The organism is Acinetobacter sp. 226-1 (assembly GCF_030329325.1).
Classification (GTDB): domain Bacteria; phylum Pseudomonadota; class Gammaproteobacteria; order Pseudomonadales; family Moraxellaceae; genus Acinetobacter; species Acinetobacter sichuanensis.
Genome location: NZ_JACANU010000010.1, coordinates 15,689 through 29,811 on the forward strand (window position 1 = coordinate 15,689; position 14,123 = coordinate 29,811).

Sequence of the window (14,123 nt, forward strand, 5' to 3'; positions counted from 1 at the left end):
ATGCTTCTCCAAACCTCGGGGTCAGCGTTGATGAGATGTATTGCTACAGTTAATATGAGGGCATTTTATTGATTTTCAACAAAATGCCAAGTCTTTCATGAAATTAATGTTCAGCCCATTCAACTGAATTTAAATCAATTCCTTCTTTATACATGTCCCAAAGCGGAGAAAGTTCACGTAATTTCTCAACTGCTGCTTTGGTAATTGTAATAACATGGTCGATGTCTTCTTCAGTCGTATAATGACCAAAGCTGAAACGAATTGAGCTGTGAGCCAATTCATCAGACAGACCTAATGCACGAAGAACATAAGATGGTTCTAAAGTTGCAGATGTACACGCTGAACCTGAAGAAACAGCTGCATCTTTAAGTGCCATCATGAGTGATTCACCTTCAACAAAGTTGAAACTAACATTTAAATAGTTAGCAACATTGTAAACAGGATGACCATTTAAGAACACTTGTTCAAGGTCTTGTAAACCATTCCAAAGTTTGTCACGAAGTACACGTAAACGAGTTTGTTCTGCTTGTAAATTCTTACCAGCAAGTTCAAATGCTTCACCCATGCCTACGATTTGGTGTGTTGCAAGTGTACCTGAACGCATACCACGCTCATGACCGCCACCATGCATTTGCGCTTTAATGCGAACACGTGGTTGACGACGTACATATAATGCACCAATGCCTTTAGGACCATAAATTTTATGACCAGAAAAGCTCATCAAGTCAACTTTCATGGTTGAAAGGTCGATTTCAACTTTACCAGCAGCTTGTGCAGCATCAACATGAAAATAAGTTTTATTGGCACGTGTTAACTCACCAATCGCTGCAACATCAGTTACAGTACCAATTTCATTGTTGACCATCATGAGTGATACAAGAATAGTGTCAGGGCGTAATGCTGCTTGAACCATTTCAGGGGTAATTAAACCTGTTTGTGGTTCAGGTTCAAGATAAGTAATCTCGAAGCCTTCTTCTTCTAATTCACGACAAGTATCTAAAATTGCTTTATGTTCAATTTTACTTGTAATGATATGTTTGCCTTTCGAACCGTAGAACTGAGCAATACCTTTTAGTGCAAGGTTATCAGACTCAGTTGCACCTGATGTCCATACGATTTCACGTGGATCAGCTTTAATTAAATTTGCGACTTGTTCACGTGCATATTCAACTTTTTCTTCCGCTTGCCATCCATAAGCATGTGAACGAGATGCTGCATTACCAAAGATACCATCAAAGGTTAAGCATTCCATCATACGTTCAGCAACTTGAGGGTCGACAGGAGTAGTTGCTGCATAGTCAAGATAAATAGGACGTTTCATGTCAGATACCTGTAACCGATAAAAGGGCTGAATCAAAACTTGGTGTATTTTGGCGTAGAGCAACAGTTTGAACGTTGTCTCGTGCGACGAGATCAGCAAGCGTAATTTTAGCTAAATAATCGGCAATATGATGGGAGAGTTCCTGCCAAAGATCATGCGTTAAGCACATTGCACCATTTTGGCAATTGCCTTTGTGGTCACAACGTGTTGCATCGACAGTTTCGTTTACGGCTTCAATAATTTCTAATACTGTAATTTCATCAGCACTGCGCGCAAGATGATAACCACCGTTGGCTCCACGAACACTTGAAACTAGACCATGGCGTTTAAGTTTAGCAAATAATTGCTCAAGATAAGCGACAGAAATAGTTTGGCGAGCTGCGATTTCAGCAAGCGTGATCGTTTGTTCAGTTGGCTGCAAAGCTAGATCAAGTAGAGCAGTCACTGCGTAGCGACCGCGAGTAGTAAGGCGCATGATTCGATACACATGTTATTAGACTAGATAACATGATTTTATGAATCCTGACTAAAATAGTCAAGTATTTTCGGCTGAATTCTGACTAATTTAGTCAAGTATTTTTTAATCACGTTATTGTTGTGAGTTAAATCCAATTTATTGGAAAAATATTTGCCAAGAATTATACACAATTAACGCAATAAAGAGAATCGAAATCACGCATAAAATCACCTTTATGGTCTTTTGTTGCTGCTGCATGCGGCGGATACGATTTTGGTATTGCTTGACTTCAACTTGTAATGTGTTGATTTTTGAGCGTTGCTGATCAATTTTTTCCAATAATGGCGCAATACGTTTTTTTGAGCCAAGTCCATCCTGATCATGTTCTGGATTGGTAAGCCATTGTTTCCAATCAGAAAGTAATCTTGGAATAGTGAAGGGTAAAACCAAATCACGGAATTGATCTTTAAGTAAGTCTTCACCTTCGACTCTCATTTTTTTCATGCTACGACGGTTGCCGAACACAAAAATTTGAATTAAATCAAGTACAGTGCTACTGACGGTTAAATCAACAGGTTTTTCAGGTTCTTTTAGGTCAAATAAAATACCTTTGTCTGTAAATTGAATATAAAAGTCGACATAAGGAATGTAACTATTTATTTTTATAGTGATTTGCTTGGCAACAAAGTTTTTAGCTTGCAAGCGAACAACACGGTCGTGTTTTAATACAAATGAGTAAAATGTTTCCAAAATGATCATTAGAGTATTGAGCAACAAACGACTTTGACCCTGCTTTTGTTGCGATTCGCTCATAAAAAAATTCCTATAGTTCACACAAAGAATCCGATCTCGTGTTATATGTATGGAGAACTGGTTCACATTTAAATAAAATAAATTACTTTGCTTTGTAGAACAGTTTTGCAAAAGGTTCAAGTGGTTTATTTGTTATTATAACGTTATTTCACATTTTAATGATAAAGTTGTATATAAAATATGCAGGAGAGAGTACAGATGGATCAAGATTACCCAATATCTAAGGATGGTATAATAGAACAACCAAAAAAAGAAATACCGAATGCTAAAGCAAAGTTTTCACGTAAATCTTCTCTTGATTTTAGAAAGTATACAAAGCAAATTTGGTTGGCTGGTTTAGGCGCATTTTCACGTGCAGAAGAAGAAGGTAATAAATTATTTGATTCTCTGGTGAAAGTGGGTGAAGAGCTAGAGTCTAAAAGTGTCGAAGATGTAGATGTTGAACAAACAACGAAAACAGTAACTGAAAAAACGAAAGAAACTGCAATCGAAACCAAAGAGAAGTTAGAGAAAACGCTAGATCAACATGTTAACCACTCGCTTAATCGAATTGGTTTAGTGACAGTAAAAGATGTGCAACATTTAGAGACTTTGATCTTGCAATTACATCAGAAGGTAGACAGCTTGGTAGAAGAGAATAAGAATCTCGCTATTCAACTACAAAAAATAAGCAGTCAAGATGTCGAATAAACTTATTTTTTGTTTTTTGCAGGTTATTTTTGTGAAAAGCATTATTGTAGTCTTGCGTTTTCCCCCAAAGCATTGCTATAAAGTCAGCATGGCCTTTCAAACCACAGCCTTGGATCTTAAACGAACGATATAAGAGGACGTAATCTTCATGAATAAATCAGAATTAATTGACGCAATTGCAGAAAAAGGGGGATTGTCTAAGACTGATGCTGGTAAAGCATTGGATGCGACTATTGCTTCAATTGGTGAAGCGTTAAAGGGTGGTGATACTGTAACTTTAGTTGGTTTTGGTACATTTAGCGTTAAAGAGCGTGCTGCACGCACTGGTCGTAACCCTAAAACTGGTGAAGAGCTTCAAATTAAAGCAAGTAAAGTACCTAGCTTTAAAGCAGGTAAAGGACTTAAAGATTCTGTCGCTTAATCTTTAACAGTCAAAAACGCGCCTGTAGGGCGCGTTTTTTTATGGAAATAACGAATAAATCACGCTTAGCGCATTCATTCATATATGAATATCAGTTAAACTCCCTAGCAAATAAAATATTGGAAGATTTATGGAATCGTTTCGTAAAGTCATAAAAGGTTGGCTCGGAAAAGTCCTACTCGTTTTATTTTTGACTCCATTAGCATTGGTCGGTATTGAAGGTTATTTTAGTGGGGGAAATAAAGCGGATGTGGCGAAGACTGTAAATGGTCAAGACATTTCTAATAAAGATTTAGAAGCGCAAACAAAAGCATTTAAAGATCAGTATCTATCAATGGTAAATGGTGATGAATCATTATTAAATCATTCATTTATTCAAAATGCTGCTTTAGATGGTTTAGTGGCTCGTGCCTTGTTAATCCAACATGCAGAGAAACTAGGGATTTCTTTAAGTGATGCTCAGATTGAACAGATGTTGGCACAACAGCCTAGTTTTCAAGAAAATGGTAAATTTTCTCAACAATTATATGAAAACTACTTACGTTCAGTTGGTATGACAAGTGCTGCCTTGATTGCGAATGTACGTCAAGATCATGCTTTAAAAACATTAATGAGTACCTTTACGGATAATGCTTTAGTAAGTAAGCAAGATTTACAACAAATTGCAAACTTACAAACGGAACAGCGTACACTTCAGTTAGCAAGCGTAAATCTAGATGAATATAAACAAAATGTAAAAGTAAGCAGCCAAGAAATTGCGGATTATTACAATAAACATCAAAACAAATTTAAGCAGGTTGCTTCTGTCGATGTTGATTATGTGGTTTTAACACCAGCGATGTTGGCACAGCCAAATGCAGCAGTATCAGATGCAGAATTACAAAAAGCTTATACCGCTTTTGTAGATCAGCAGAAAAAAAATGCAACACGTGAAGTGAAACATATCTTAATTACAACAGACAATCGTACTGCAGAACAAGCAGAAAAATTGGCGAATGATGTCTATAGTAAAATCAAAGGTGGTGTAACATTTGCGCAAGCAGCTGCTCAGTATTCAGAAGATCCTTCTTCAAAAACGAAGGGCGGTTTAGTTGAGTCTTATACTGAAGGTGTATTTGATGAAAACTTTGATAATGCTGTAAAATCTGCAAAAAATGATGAAATTACACGACCAGTTAAAACACAATATGGATATCATATTATTGAGGTTCATACCGTTGCAGGCGATGTACCATCATTTGAAGCCAAAAAAGCAGATTTAACCGCAGAAGTATTAAAGGCGAAGTCAGCAAATTTATTTGCAGATACTGTAAATAGTTTAAATGAGCAAGTTGTCAGTAATGACGCTTTGGATATTGTTCCAAGTGAAGTAAAAACAGCAAAAATTGAGTCTGCTAAAGCTGTTACAGTTGCAACTCAAAATCCTGTTTTAGCAAACCCAAGTGTCAAAGCAAAACTATTTAGTGATGATGTTAAAAATGGCGACAAGAATGTATCAAGTAGCATTCAACTCGCAGATGGCAGTACAGTTTGGGTTAAAGTACGTGAATATCATGCCGCAGGTGTACAGCCACTTGCTCAGGCAACTGCACGTGTTAAGGCTCAATTAATTCAAGTTAAAGCAGCAACAGCAGCAAAAGCTAAAATTGAAAATATGTTGGCTGACTTTAAAAAGTTACCTGCACAAGAAGTTTTAGCAAAATATCCATTTCATTTTGAATCTGCGGGAACATTTACGCGTTCACAAGGTTTAAAGCGTGAAATTGAGCGTGCAGCTTTTAGTTTGACAGCGCCTAAAGCAGGAATGTGGTCTGTAACAACAACAACTTTACCTAATGAAATGGTGGTGGTTGCTGTTTCAGAAGTGAAAAAAGCACCTGTTGATGGTTTAGATCCAACACAGGCACAAGAGTTGACGAGATTATATCAACAACTTCGTGGTCAGCAATTGTTAGAAGACTATACGCAATATTTAAAATCGAAAGCAAAAATTAAATAATTGCATATTTAAAGTTAAATAAAAAAACCTCAGTTGCGACTGGGGTTTTTTATTTAAATAAGGTTAAAAGCTAGAGATTTTCTGAGGGGAAAATATTACGGTATTCAGTTGAGGTGTTAAGTCGATGCATGCGTATTTTTTGTTTGCGTTGGTATCGTGCTTTCTACTTTATGTGTAGAGGATTGATTTGTAGTTATTTTATGGGTTGTTTGTTGTTTGCTTAGATTGTGATTATTTTGAATGAGAATACATTTTCCTCCTTTATGTTTGGGACCTGTGCCCCCAGAGAGAGTGGTTCCTTATAGGGCAGGCAAACGCAGTGGCACTGAGTAAAATAGAAAGGATACTGACGGAAAAAAATTGTGTGAATTTTTTCATGATTAGACCTGCATGAAATAAGGTGAAAGTACCTTAAAGTAAATATAAGAGAAATTATTGTAGTGTGTTAGGTGTAAAGTGTTGTTTGATTATATTAAAAATATTATAGATTACAGTTATTTAAGCTTGTATTAAGATTTTAAAAAATTAAAGCATCCAAATAAGGATGCTTTAATCTCAACAATAATTAAAAGTTTAAAAATGGCTTATACATTAAAGCGGAAATGTAAAACATCACCATCTTGAACAACGTAAGTTTTACCTTCTAAACGCCATTTACCTGCTTCTTTGGCACCATTTTCACCGTTGTATTGTACAAAGTCATTGTAAGCAACACATTCAGCACGAATAAAGCCTTTTTCAAAGTCAGTATGAATCACACCAGCAGCTTGTGGTGCTGTAGCACCAATTTTAACAGTCCAAGCGCGTACTTCTTGCACACCTGCTGTAAAGTAAGTTTGTAAGCCAAGAAGACCATAACCTGCACGAATCACTACATTTAAACCAGGCTCTTCCATTCCTAAAGCTTCTAGGAATTCAGCACGGTCTTCATCTTCAAGTAATGAAATTTCAGCTTCGATTTGGTTGCAAAGTGGAACAACAATCGCATTTTCTTCAGCAGCTAACTTTTTAACAGCTTCTAAATGTGGGTTATTTTCAAAACCATCTTCTGCAACGTTCGCGATATACATGGTTGGTTTTAAAGTCATTAAACCAAAACCACGAACAAGTTTACGCTCATCATCATCTAAATCTGCTGCACGTGCAGGTTTACCTTCATCAAGGAGAGGTAAAATTTTGTCTAATACCGCTTTAGTTGCAACAGCTTCTTTGTCACCACCTTTTGCAGATTTTGCTAAACGTGTGACTGCTTTCGTGACTGTTTCTAAATCAGCAAGTGCAAGTTCGGTATTAATCGTTGCAATGTCGTCTAGAGGATCAATTTTACCATTTACATGAATGACATTTTCGTCTTCAAAGCAACGAACAACATGTGCAATAGCATCAGTTTCGCGGATATTTGCAAGGAATTGGTTGCCTAAGCCTTCACCTTTTGATGCGCCTGCAACTAAACCTGCAATATCTACAAATTCCATTGTTGTTGGAATGACACGTTGTGGTTTAACAATCGCGGTTAATTTGTCTAAACGTGGGTCTGGAACTGGAACGATACCTGTATTTGGTTCGATGGTACAGAATGGAAAGTTTTCCGCAGCAATAGCAGCTTTTGTCAATGCATTGAAAAGTGTAGATTTACCAACGTTCGGCAAGCCGACAATACCGCAATTAAAACCCATGAAATGACTCACAAAGTGTTATATAAAAATTGCCGATGATTTTACATGAAAGCCATAGTAAAGTCAGGTCTCAGATGTAAGATTTCAAAACAATTCAAAATACCTTTAAGGGACTTCTGGAACAAATCAATCTTTTTGTGAATCCACAATATTTTTAGCTTTTGCTTTTTTCAGCTATTTAATTTAAATCCAATGCGTAACATTAGTTATTAACTTAATCACGTTATTTATCGAGCAAAATACAAGTGAGCTTCAATAATAAATGAGACAGAATTGACTATTTACCAAAATTTTTGAACAAAAAGTACATTGTAATTTTTAAAGTGAAAAGTTAAAGTAGATGTAATCACTTGGATTTATCCTAAAGCTTTGATTAGAAAAATAATTTGGAGATTATATGCGCATTCTTTACCAATTTCCTTTATCGCATTATTGTGAAAAAGCACGTTGGTTACTTGATCATAAAGAACTAGATTTTGTAGCGCAAAATTTAATCCCTGGCGTACATCGTGCTTTTGCTCAACTGAAAACAGGGCAAAATAAGCTGCCTATTCTTAAGGATAGTGAACGTTGGATCGCCGATTCAACTGAGATCGCTTTATATTTGGATGATACTTATCCTGAACATGCTTTATTGCGTTTAGATCCACATTTGCGTCAACAAGCTTTGGAAATTAATACACTTTCTAATGAGTTAGGAGCACATGTGCGCCGTTGGGGGTTGGCACAAGCATTGTCAACCAGTGACGAGCCTTTAGAGATTATGTTGGGTGAAAAAGGTTATTTACGCCAATTTGAAAAAATATCTAAACCAATTTTAAAAACTTTAGTTTCAAAGAGTTATCAGTTGGATATTGAGAAAGTTTCTGAATCTAAGTCTAAAATGGATGAAATGATTCAACAACTGAATGCAAAATTGATCGAAAATCAGTGTCGATATTTGGTTGGAGATCGTTTAGGTTTGGCAGATATTGCCGTCTGTTCAATGCTCGCACCTTTATTGTATTTAAATGGAACGCCGTGGGAAGTGGAAAGTGAGTTACATGTTTCTGATGAGGTAAAACAGTACAAACAAAGTTTGTTAAATTTACCGATTGGACAATATGTGCAGCGTATTTATAATTCTGAGCGTAATGCTCGTGTTGACTGGCGTGGTATATAAGGTATGTCTGTAAGTTACCAATGTGCATTCTATTGTGAAACTCATCTTGTGCAATTGGTGGGGTATTTAAATGAAATTTTGAGGCTAAATTTAAAGGAAAACGAAAATAAAAACGCTTACTTTGGTATTTTAAATTTAAAAGAATTTGATTATGACTTTTTTTTAACTTATCAAGATCATCTAGAAAATGATCGTGATTTAGATTTTGAAAACTATAATGTCCTATTGAATATCACTTTGCTTAATAAATATGATTTGGAAAAACAAAAAGTATTAATGGTCGAGTTTTTTATGGAACTGCTTGAGCATTTAGTACAAAAAGATCAAACTTTAACACGTGCAATGACCGTTTATGATGTACAAGCAGTTTTGTTTAAATGGTGTCGATAAAACGATTCATTTTGGAAAAAATTACCAAAAAAATAAAATAATAAGAAAAAATTTCTCAAATATACTACGCTATACTTAAAGAGAAAGAAGTCTTTCAATTCGTATTAAAACGCTTATTGTGTTATAAGCAAAAGAGTTGATCTATTTAGGTCAAGTTATGGATTTTATTATAAATATTGAATAGTTGTAGAGGAGCTGATAATGGAGCTTGACCGTTATGACAAACAAATTCTTGAAATTTTGACACATGAAGATATTAATCTTAATGAGTTGTCAGAACGGATCAATTTATCAGTGAGTTCGGTGCATCGTCGTATTAAGCATCTTATTGAAACTAATATCATGACGAATTTAAAACGTGATATTAATTACGAAAAACTGGGCTTTAAACTGCATGTTATTTTACAGGTTTCTCTAAGTAAACATGATACGGATACTTTTGCAAAATTTTTAGAAGAATTGGAAAATATTCCCGAAGTGATCAATGCTTTTTTGGTGACAGGTCAGTCTGCTGACTTTTTAGTTGAAGTTGTGGCTAAAGATATGGAAAATTATAGTGAAATTTTGCTCAAACGTATTGGTAAAATAGAGTTTGTCGTGGCTTTACATTCAAGCTTTGTGATTAAAGAATATAATGTTTTTAATTGTAGTGGTTTATTGAGTCGAGTTTAGTTTTTGAAAATAAAACAAAGTTAAAAAATGCAATCTGTAAGAAAAAAAGAGAAGCGAACTTCTCTTTAAGGCGATGATGAGTCACTGCTGTCCCACAATTATTAAAATAAGAACCTCAATTGAGGTTCTTGTTGTTTATTCCACTTTTTTTCAGGTAAAAACAGAGCTTTTAAAAGTTTTCTTTCAAATAAATTCACTTGAATAATCCTTAATAATCTTTGAACACTCCATCCCTCCTGTGCCATATGTTGTGCAAAACTTACCAGTAAATAAGCAATTAAGGCGATCCATATTTGTGTTTGTATTGCATTACGGCTTCGACCCAGAAACGATTTTAATTTTAGGTTTTGCTTAATTGCTTTGAAAAATAGCTCCACTTTCCAGCGATCTTTGTAAATTGCTGCAATGGTCGATGCAGCCAAATGAAAGTTATTGCTTAGAAACTCAAATGTCCTTTTCTTATCTGCATCATAGAATTCTATTCGTCTTAGTCGTCTTGGTGCACCACGCTTTTTTGCATAGTCACTACTCAACTCAATATATTCATCCGCAAGAATACCTTTGCAAGCTAATACATCTTGTTTGGACTTTACCGTATAAACAGTCTTTGGTCTCAAGCGTGTCACAAAGCTAACCTTTTCTTTGCTCATCTCTGCAAACCACTGATAATCAACATATCCCTTATCAAATACTACAACACTTCCAGACGGAAATTTGAGTCGTCTGCCTTGCACCATATCATTTTCAATCCCGTCTCCAAGTGCAACAAATTCAGGAATGGTATTACTATGATTTAATCCAATAGTCAGTTTTATACTGGCTTTGGATTCATGTACTTTTGCCCATTCACATAATGACAATGAAAGATCAATATGGCTTGCATCAAGTGAATATAGTGGATTTTTAAACCGAAATTTATGTGCAACCTTTGAATTTTCACAATGCTTGAGCAGCTGATTAAACAATTGCTGATATAAGCTGCTAGGCTGTTCTTCATTCAATCTAGCTAGCGTACTTCGTGCAATTCTTTTGGCACCTAAGTGATCAAGCTTTTCCTGTTGTGATTCGAGATTGGATTCAATGTCTCTCAAGCTTTGACGACATGATAGTTGGGACATTAATAGAGCAATAAATTGATCCCATCGAGTCGCAGATCTTAGTTTTTGTCCTTGATGATGTTGTTTTGCAAGGCGTTCAAAATCTTGTCTTAAAATGGGTTTGAGTAATTGATGAAATACAGTATTCTGATGTGACAAAGCCCGTGTCCTTATCGTTAAAGTGTTGGTTGGCACTTATATTTTAACAATTTGGACTCAGGCTTTTTTATTTAAATCAAACTATGGGACAGCAGTGATGATGAGTGATCTTATAAACATGATTTTTAATGTTTATTACAGATAGTTTTTATCTTTTTAGACCTCGAATTTTACGATTGATATCGTCAATAAAGGTATAAACAACAGGAACTACCAGTAAAGATAAGAATGTACTGGTAATTAATCCTCCAATGACCGAAATCGCCATAGGCGCTCTAAAACTTGGATCCGTGCCGATACCCAAAGCAATCGGTAACATACCTGCACCCATTGCCAAGGTTGTCATGATGATTGGGCGTGCGCGTTTATGACAAGCATCCAAAAGGGCATTGATTCTTGAATAGGACTTTTCATCTTTGGCAATAATGGCATAGTCCACCAACAAGATAGAGTTTTTACTGGCGATTCCCATCAGCATAATTAAGCCAATTAAACTTGGCATAGAAAAACTGCTGTTGGCTAAAAGAAGTAATACAAATGCGCCACCTAAAGCTAGAGGAAGTGCAACCAGAATCGTAATGGGTTGTAAAAAGTCTTTAAATAACAATACTAAAACTACATAGATACACAGGATACCAGTCAGCATCGCTAAACCAAAGCTTGCAAAAAGTTCCTGCATGACTTCTGCATCACCAATATTGGTACGTTTCACTGTAGGTGGTAGATTTTTCATCGTAGGGAGTTGGTCAACTGCTGCTGCAATATCCCCCAAGGGTTGATTGTTCAACTCAATGTTGAAGTTGATATTACGCAAGCGGTTGAAACGATCAATTTGTGATGGACCACTTTCAATATTGACATCGGCGATATTGCCCAACATGACAGGACCTTTGCTACCTGTGATCATTAAGCGTTTAATCAAGTCTTGGTCTTGACGTGCAGAAAGTGGTAGCTGAATGACAATCGGAATTTGACGTTGTGATAAATTGAGTTTTGCCAAGTTTTGATCAAAATCACCTGCTGTTGCAATGCGAACAGTTTCAGCAATATTTTGTGTGGTAATGCCTAAGTCTGCAGCTTTGGCAAAGTCAGGACGAATCACCAATTCAGGACGTACCAGTGCTGCACTAGATGTAATACTGCCAATATTTGGAATGGTACGAATTTCACGTTCGAGTTGACGTGCTGTACTGACTAAAGTCTCAGGGTCATCACCTGATAGTGCAATTTGATATTGGCTATTATTACCCGCAATACCAACCTGAACGCGCGCTCCTGCTAAAGGTTCTAGGCGTTTACGTATATCAAGTTCAATATCTTGTAGGCTTGTATCACGATCAGCACGCGCTGTCGTTTGAATGGTTAAAGTTGCTTTACGAGGTTCAGAGGCTGAACCTGCAAAAGGATCACTTCCTGCTGCACCGCCACCAATGGTGGTATAGACACTTTTAATATCAGGATTGTCTTTAATTAATAGGCGTGCGTATTCGGCTGTTTTTAAAGTTTCAATAAATTGTGAACCAGGTGCAAGTTCTAAACGTACTTGTGTTTGCCCAGTATCAGGGGGAGGTACAAAACCTGTAGGAAGTAAGGGAATGAGCATCAGAGAGCCAATGAAAAAGACAATAGCACTCGAAATAGTTATCCAACGATGATTTAAACACCAAGTGACCATACGCATATAAAGCTGCATGACACGTCCATCTTGGGCACGGTCTTGTGCTAATGCCTGATCACCACCATCTTGTTGTGGTGTATCTGCAAGATGTGCATGGGTTTCAATTTTGCCAACCCAAGGTTTGAGTATATAAGCAGACATCATTGGTGTGAGTAATCGTGCGACCAAAAGTGATGCAAAAATAGCAAGCGCTGCTGTCCAACCAAATTGTACGAAAAATTTTCCAGCAATACCGCTCATAAACGCAGTGGGAAGAAAAACTGCAATCAGCGTAAAGGTTGTGGCGATCACTGCTAAACCAATTTCATCGGCAGCTTCCATCGCAGCTTCATACGGTGTTTTCCCCATCCTGAGATGCCGTATGATATTTTCAATTTCAACAATTGCATCATCGACTAAAATCCCGACCACTAAAGAGAGTGCAAGCAGGGTGACCATATTTAAGGTGAAACCCAGATAGTACATCCCAATCAAAGCAGGTAAGATCGATAAAGGAAGTGCAGTCGCTGCAATCAGCGTTGCTCGCCAGTCGCGTAAAAATAGCCAGACCACTAAAATAGCTAAAATGGCACCTTCATATAGCAAAGACATTGAACCTTTATAGTTTTCTTCTACAGGTTTAACAAAGTTAAATGCTTCGGTAATTTTGATATCAGGATGATTGGCTTTGAGTTTATCTAAAGCTTGTATGACACCTTTTTCTACATCAACTTCACTGGCACCTTTGCTACGGGTAATTTCAAAACCAATTACCGATTGTCCATTGAGCAAAGCGGCTGAACGTCGCTCAGCGATTCCATCATGAATTGTAGCAACTTGGTCGAGGCGAATATGGCGACCATCACTTAGTGCGATATCCATCGCTGCAATTTCAGCAGCCGTTTGTACTGTAGCAATGGTTCGAATAGATTGTTCACTACCACCAATTTTGGTTTGACCACCAGATGCTTCTTGTTGGGTTAAACGCAGTTGACGAGTAATATCTGTAGCAGTTGCATTGAGTGCCAAGAGCTTTTCAGGGTCGAGTTCCACATCAATTTGGCGTGTTACACCGCCGACACGTGAAACAGCGCCGACGCCTTTGACCTGTAACATGGCACGGCTAATGTCATAGTCAACAAACCATGACAATGCCTCTTCATCCATTTTTGGTGATTGAATGGTATAGGTCAGAATAGGAGAACCAGAAAGATTGATTTTACTGACAATCGGATCACGTAAGTCCGCAGGCAGATCGGAACGAATTTGTGAAACTGCATTACGTACATCATCGACGGCTTCTTGTAGCGGTTTTTCTAGTTGAAACTCTGCGGTAACCGTGACGACACCATCACGGATACTTGCATATTGATTTTTTAAACCTTGAATATTGGCAATCGAGTTTTCAATTTTGCGTGCAACTTCTGTTTCAAGCTGAGGTGGAGCAGCTCCTGGGAGAGATGCAGTCACAGTCACCATAGGCAGTTCAATATCAGGAAATTGTTGAACTTTCATCCAGTGAAAACAGAGAAACCCAGCTAAACCCAACATGATAAATAATAAAATACTGGGAATCGGATTGCGGATCGACCATGCGGAGAAATTCATC

The 14,123-nt window shown here is 37.0% G+C and carries 12 protein-coding genes and 1 pseudogene; 6 read left to right on the forward strand and 7 right to left on the reverse strand.

Annotated elements, in window-relative coordinates:
- Positions 1–103 precede the first annotated feature (103 nt).
- From HX124_RS13755 to HX124_RS13765, 3 genes are all read right to left on the reverse strand, one after another.
- Complete coding sequence (locus tag HX124_RS13755; RefSeq protein ID WP_107008763.1) at positions 104–1,321, reverse strand: IscS subfamily cysteine desulfurase; 1,218 nt, start codon at positions 1,319–1,321, stop codon at positions 104–106.
- Position 1,322: 1 nt separating this feature from the next.
- The gene (locus tag HX124_RS13760) at positions 1,323–1,796 is read right to left on the reverse strand and encodes an Rrf2 family transcriptional regulator (RefSeq protein ID WP_107008762.1); all 474 of its coding nucleotides are present in this window, start codon (positions 1,794–1,796) and stop codon (positions 1,323–1,325) included.
- Between the two features lie 138 nt (positions 1,797–1,934).
- On the reverse strand, positions 1,935–2,591 hold the full coding sequence (locus HX124_RS13765) for a hypothetical protein (protein ID WP_286377121.1): 657 nt from the start codon (positions 2,589–2,591) through the stop codon (positions 1,935–1,937).
- A 198-nt stretch (positions 2,592–2,789) separates the two neighbouring features.
- Between HX124_RS13765 and HX124_RS13770 the strand changes: the two genes are divergently transcribed.
- The 3 genes from HX124_RS13770 to HX124_RS13780 all read left to right on the forward strand — a co-directional run bounded on the left by HX124_RS13770 (position 2,790) and on the right by HX124_RS13780 (position 5,701).
- The gene (locus HX124_RS13770) at positions 2,790–3,281 is read left to right on the forward strand and encodes a phasin family protein (RefSeq protein ID WP_286383534.1); all 492 of its coding nucleotides are present in this window, start codon (positions 2,790–2,792) and stop codon (positions 3,279–3,281) included.
- Between the two features lie 148 nt (positions 3,282–3,429).
- Positions 3,430–3,702 (forward strand): non-specific DNA-binding protein Hbs, encoded by a 273-nt coding sequence (hbs, locus tag HX124_RS13775; RefSeq protein WP_065993948.1) that lies wholly within the window; start codon positions 3,430–3,432, stop codon positions 3,700–3,702.
- A 130-nt stretch (positions 3,703–3,832) separates the two neighbouring features.
- Positions 3,833–5,701, forward strand: coding sequence for a SurA N-terminal domain-containing protein (locus HX124_RS13780; protein WP_286383535.1), 1,869 nt, complete (start codon positions 3,833–3,835; stop codon positions 5,699–5,701).
- Positions 5,702–5,945: 244 nt separating this feature from the next.
- On the opposite strand, the pseudogene HX124_RS18195 reads toward HX124_RS13780, so the two are convergent.
- Together HX124_RS18195 and ychF are read right to left on the reverse strand one after the other, a co-directional pair.
- Positions 5,946–6,079: pseudogene (locus tag HX124_RS18195) on the reverse strand (hypothetical protein); the annotation flags it as partial.
- Between the two features lie 206 nt (positions 6,080–6,285).
- Complete coding sequence (ychF, locus tag HX124_RS13785; protein WP_107008757.1) at positions 6,286–7,377, reverse strand: redox-regulated ATPase YchF; 1,092 nt, start codon at positions 7,375–7,377, stop codon at positions 6,286–6,288.
- A 397-nt stretch (positions 7,378–7,774) separates the two neighbouring features.
- On the opposite strand from ychF, the gene HX124_RS13790 reads away from it, so the two are divergent.
- The 3 genes from HX124_RS13790 (at position 7,775) to HX124_RS13800 (ending at position 9,601) form a co-directional block, all read left to right on the forward strand.
- Positions 7,775–8,539 (forward strand): glutathione S-transferase family protein, encoded by a 765-nt coding sequence (locus tag HX124_RS13790; protein WP_286383536.1) that lies wholly within the window; start codon positions 7,775–7,777, stop codon positions 8,537–8,539.
- Between the two features lie 3 nt (positions 8,540–8,542).
- Positions 8,543–8,929, forward strand: a complete 387-nt coding sequence (locus tag HX124_RS13795; protein ID WP_286383537.1) for a hypothetical protein — start codon at positions 8,543–8,545, stop codon at positions 8,927–8,929.
- Positions 8,930–9,130: 201 nt separating this feature from the next.
- On the forward strand, positions 9,131–9,601 hold the full coding sequence (locus tag HX124_RS13800) for an Lrp/AsnC family transcriptional regulator (protein ID WP_107008754.1): 471 nt from the start codon (positions 9,131–9,133) through the stop codon (positions 9,599–9,601).
- Between the two features lie 101 nt (positions 9,602–9,702).
- Here HX124_RS13800 and HX124_RS13805 read toward each other — a convergent pair whose 3' ends face one another.
- Positions 9,703–10,857, reverse strand: a complete 1,155-nt coding sequence (locus tag HX124_RS13805) for an IS4 family transposase (RefSeq protein ID WP_286383539.1) — start codon at positions 10,855–10,857, stop codon at positions 9,703–9,705.
- Positions 10,858–11,005: 148 nt separating this feature from the next.
- Positions 11,006–14,122: an efflux RND transporter permease subunit gene (locus tag HX124_RS13810; RefSeq protein ID WP_286383540.1), complete on the reverse strand. Its 3,117-nt coding sequence runs from the start codon at positions 14,120–14,122 to the stop codon at positions 11,006–11,008.
- Between the last annotated feature and the right edge of the window lies 1 nt (position 14,123).

Excerpts from the sequence above, each read along its gene's own strand:
- HX124_RS13755 (WP_107008763.1), bottom strand. The coding sequence starts at position 1,321 with ATGAAACGTCCTATTTATCTTGACTATGCAGCAACTACTCCTGTCGAC.
- HX124_RS13760 (WP_107008762.1), bottom strand. The coding sequence starts at position 1,796 with ATGCGCCTTACTACTCGCGGTCGCTACGCAGTGACTGCTCTACTTGAT.
- HX124_RS13765 (WP_286377121.1), bottom strand. The coding sequence starts at position 2,591 with ATGAGCGAATCGCAACAAAAGCAGGGTCAAAGTCGTTTGTTGCTCAAT.
- HX124_RS13770 (WP_286383534.1), top strand. The coding sequence starts at position 2,790 with ATGGATCAAGATTACCCAATATCTAAGGATGGTATAATAGAACAACCA.
- hbs (WP_065993948.1), top strand. The coding sequence starts at position 3,430 with ATGAATAAATCAGAATTAATTGACGCAATTGCAGAAAAAGGGGGATTG.
- HX124_RS13780 (WP_286383535.1), top strand. The coding sequence starts at position 3,833 with ATGGAATCGTTTCGTAAAGTCATAAAAGGTTGGCTCGGAAAAGTCCTA.
- ychF (WP_107008757.1), bottom strand. The coding sequence starts at position 7,377 with ATGGGTTTTAATTGCGGTATTGTCGGCTTGCCGAACGTTGGTAAATCT.
- HX124_RS13790 (WP_286383536.1), top strand. The coding sequence starts at position 7,775 with ATGCGCATTCTTTACCAATTTCCTTTATCGCATTATTGTGAAAAAGCA.
- HX124_RS13795 (WP_286383537.1), top strand. The coding sequence starts at position 8,543 with ATGTCTGTAAGTTACCAATGTGCATTCTATTGTGAAACTCATCTTGTG.
- HX124_RS13800 (WP_107008754.1), top strand. The coding sequence starts at position 9,131 with ATGGAGCTTGACCGTTATGACAAACAAATTCTTGAAATTTTGACACAT.
- HX124_RS13810 (WP_286383540.1), bottom strand. The coding sequence starts at position 14,122 with ATGAATTTCTCCGCATGGTCGATCCGCAATCCGATTCCCAGTATTTTA.